The following is a 3,345-nucleotide window of genomic DNA, read 5'->3' on the forward strand; positions in this document are numbered from 1 at the left end:
GCAGGCGGCACAAGACCTGGGCCTGTCGCGCCAGGCGCTGTACCGGCGCATGGAACGCCTGGGCATCGCGCGCAGCTGATGCCACCTACCGCGCCCAGGCCGATGCGCCCGACTGGCTTGCGCCTGTCCTTGCTCACGCGCTGGACGGCCCTGATCGTCACCCTGCTGGTCCTGGGCATGGGCATCGCCCTGCTGCTCGCGCACTTCCTGCCGGGCCAGCCATGGCTGGTGCTGGGCCTGTCCCTGCTGTGCATCCTGCCGATCGCCATCATCACCATCCGCGCGCAGCTGCAAGCGATGCTGTCGCTGTTCCGCGCCCTGTCCGGCACGGTCGCCAGCTACCAGGACGGCGACTTCGCCTTCAGCCTGCGCTGGCCGCAAAACGATGAACTGGCCGACCTGGTGGCCACGCATAATGCGCTCGGCGACGTGCTGCGCAAGCAGCGCCTGGACCTGGTGCAGCGCGAACTGCTGCTCGACACCATGGTGCAGAACACGCCCGTGGCCATGCTGCTGGTGGCCGAGGGCAGCGCCATCGTCTACGCCAACCTGGCCGCGCGCCAGCTGCTGCACCAGGGGCGGCGGCTGGAAGGCCAGCACCTGGACGACATCGTGCAACAGGCGGCCCCCGCCCTGGCCGAAGCCCTGGCGCGCGCCAGCGACGGCCTGTTTACCAGCGGCGACGGCGAGCAGGAAGAGGTGTACCACCTGGCGCGGCGCAGCTTCAGCCTGAATGGCCGCAAGCACGAATTGCTGTTGCTGCGCCAGCTGACCCTGGAGCTGCGGCGCCAGGAGGTGCAGACGTGGAAAAAAGTCATCCGCGTCATCAGCCATGAGCTCAACAATTCACTGGCGCCGCTGGCCTCGCTGGCCCATTCCGGCGCCGAGCTGGTGCGCCGCGGCCAGACGGAACGGCTGCCGCAGATCCTCGCCACCATCGAGGAACGCACGCGCCACCTCGAGTCCTTCATCCTCGGCTACGCGCGCTTTGCCAAGCTGCCCGCGCCGCGTCTGGCGGCCTGCGAATGGGCGCCGTTCCTCGACAGCCTGGCTTCGCAGGCGGCCTTCACGCTCGACTGCCCGCCGCCGGATCAGCCAGCCGTGTTTGACGCGGCGCAGATGCAGCAGGCGCTGCTGAACCTGCTCAAGAATGCGCTGGAGTCCGGTTCCAGGGAAGAGCATATCGGCCTGCACGTGAGCCAGGCGCAGGGACAGGTGCGCATCGAAGTGCGCGACCGGGGGCCAGGCATGAACGGCGCCGTGCTGGAAAATGCGCTGGTGCCGTTCTATTCCACCAAGCGCAGCGGCACGGGCCTGGGACTGGCGCTGGCGCGCGAAATTGCCGAGGCGCATGGCGGACGCATCACCCTGGCCAACCGCGAGGGCGGCGGCCTGGCCGTGAGCATGACCTTACCATTGCTGCAGGCAAATTAGATTCCTTCGAAACAATAAATTTCTCACACAATTTCACATTTCTTTAATGCAATTTACACAATTACTGTTTTAAATTTTACAATTAAAATGCCCTTATGCCCGTGTAGTAGCAATAAGCTATTTAAGCGAGGACAGCGATAAAAAAATAGCTCGTTGACAATAAAAATTGGTAACGATAATTTGTCGGTGCGGTACGGTTTTTTTGAATATCAATCGTCTTTTCGCGGGGATAAATATGAAACTGAAATCATTGATCGCAGTAGCGGTACTGGGCACTGCGTCCATCGGCAGCGCGTACGCGGCGGCGTACACCGTCAATCTGACAAATACCACCGGCAATCTGTGGACGGGCGGCTTCAACGCCGTACCGAGCCCGCTCGGCGACTTCACGGACGTCTTCACCTTCACGCCCGATGCCACCTTCGGCTCGACCGCGCAAGCCTTCCTGGCCAACCTCTCGGTCACGGGCAGCGATGCGGCCTCCATCAACTTCAGCAACGCCAATCTGAACGGCATCGCCCTGACAGGCTTTGGCGGCCCCACCGTCTTTGGCTATGCCCAGGGCCAGATCCTCGCGCCCACCAACATCCTGTTCAATGGCCCGCTGGTCCTGACCGTGATGGGCAATACCAAAGGCGGCAGCTATGGCGGCACCTTCAACCTGAACCTGGCGCCGGTACCGGAGCCGGAAACGTATGGCATGATGCTGGCAGGCCTGGGCATACTGGCCTTCCTGGCGCGGCGCCGCAAGCAATCTTGAGCTCTCCACCCAAAAGACGCCACGGCGTCTTTTTTCTTGCGGCTGCTACACTGGCGCCATGACGACCGATTTCACTTCCACCAGCAGTACCGCTTTCAGCCATCCTGGCCACCCGCCGGCCACCACCACCGAACACCGCGGCATCCGCTATCTGCACCTGGGCACCAAATGGGTGCAAGGCGCCATGCGCCTGGACAAGCCCGACGCCATCGAGCTCGAATACGTGCAGCTGATGATGATGTGGATGCTCTTCAAGATGCAGCCGAAACGCGTGGTGCAGCTGGGCCTTGGCAGCGCTGCGCTGACCAAGTTCAGCTACCGCCGCTTCCCCGACGCCACGGTCACGGCCATCGAGCTCAATCCGAACGTGATCGCCATCTGCGGCGCCCAGTTCGCGCTGCCGCCCAACGATGCGCGCCTCGACGTGCGCGAAATGAATGCGCTCGACTTCGTGCTCGACCAGGCCAACCACGGCACGGTGGACGTGCTGCAGGTGGACCTGTATGACGAGGAAGCGCGCGGTCCCGTGCTCGACACGCCCGAGTTCTACCAGGCCTGCTTCGACTGCCTGACGGACGATGGCATCATGTGCACGAATGTCTTTGGCGACTTCCCCAACTACGACAAGAATTTGCAGGCGATGGAACTGGTTTTCGACGCCGTCGTCTGGGTGCCGGAAATGGAAGACGAGAACATCGTCGTGCTGGCCTTCAAAAAATCACCGTCGCTCGATTTCAGCGAGTTGTACGAGCGTGCCGCCGCCATCAAGAAACAGTGCAACCTGCCCGCCAAGAACTGGGTCAACGGCTTGAAGCAATGGATGCTCGACCAGCAGTAGCGCGGTAGCGCCGCCTCACGCCGGAAGCAGCGCGCCCAGGCGGCGCGCCAGGCCATCCATGTGCTCGGCCGGCACCTGCGCGTAGCCAAGCAGGAAGCCGTTCCAGCCGCTGCCCTCGCGCATGCTGTCGCCCGTGCCATGGGCGGACAGGGCCAGCGCCACGATGCCTTCCTGCGCGGCGCGCCGGCTCAGCGCCAGGTCATCCCGGCCCGCATCCTCGAAGCGCAATGCCAGGTGCATGCCGGCCGAACCGCCATGGATGGCCGCGCCCGCGCACGCATGGCGCTGCAAGGCCTCGCCCAGGGCGTCGCGG

The 3,345-nt window shown here is 63.7% G+C and carries 4 protein-coding genes and 1 pseudogene; 4 read left to right on the forward strand and 1 reads right to left on the reverse strand.

All coding sequences use genetic code 11. From position 1 onward, the window contains the following. The 4 genes from JaAD80_RS26560 to JaAD80_RS26575 form a co-directional block, all read left to right on the forward strand. Positions 1-79: helix-turn-helix domain-containing protein (locus tag JaAD80_RS26560; RefSeq protein WP_146012552.1), on the forward strand; the 79-nt coding region annotated here is incomplete at its 5' end. Between the two features lie 23 nt (positions 80-102). After that, entirely contained in the window at positions 103-1,434 is a 1,332-nt protein-coding gene (locus tag JaAD80_RS26565; protein ID WP_180979606.1) for a PAS domain-containing sensor histidine kinase, read from the forward strand. A 235-nt stretch (positions 1,435-1,669) separates the two neighbouring features. Next, on the forward strand, positions 1,670-2,194 hold the full coding sequence (locus JaAD80_RS26570) for an FxDxF family PEP-CTERM protein (RefSeq protein ID WP_102299039.1): 525 nt from the start codon (positions 1,670-1,672) through the stop codon (positions 2,192-2,194). Positions 2,195-2,252: 58 nt separating this feature from the next. Continuing rightward, positions 2,253-3,032 carry a spermidine synthase gene (locus JaAD80_RS26575; RefSeq protein WP_102299040.1) on the forward strand — a complete coding sequence of 260 codons (780 nt, stop codon included), beginning with the start codon at positions 2,253-2,255 and terminating at the stop codon, positions 3,030-3,032. Positions 3,033-3,047: 15 nt separating this feature from the next. Here the strand turns inward: JaAD80_RS26575 and JaAD80_RS30960 are convergent. Beyond that, positions 3,048-3,345 (reverse strand): annotated as a pseudogene (locus tag JaAD80_RS30960) (PLP-dependent aminotransferase family protein); the annotation flags it as partial.

It is taken from the genome of Janthinobacterium sp. AD80 (assembly GCF_002878455.1).
Lineage (GTDB): Bacteria > Pseudomonadota > Gammaproteobacteria > Burkholderiales > Burkholderiaceae_D > Janthinobacterium.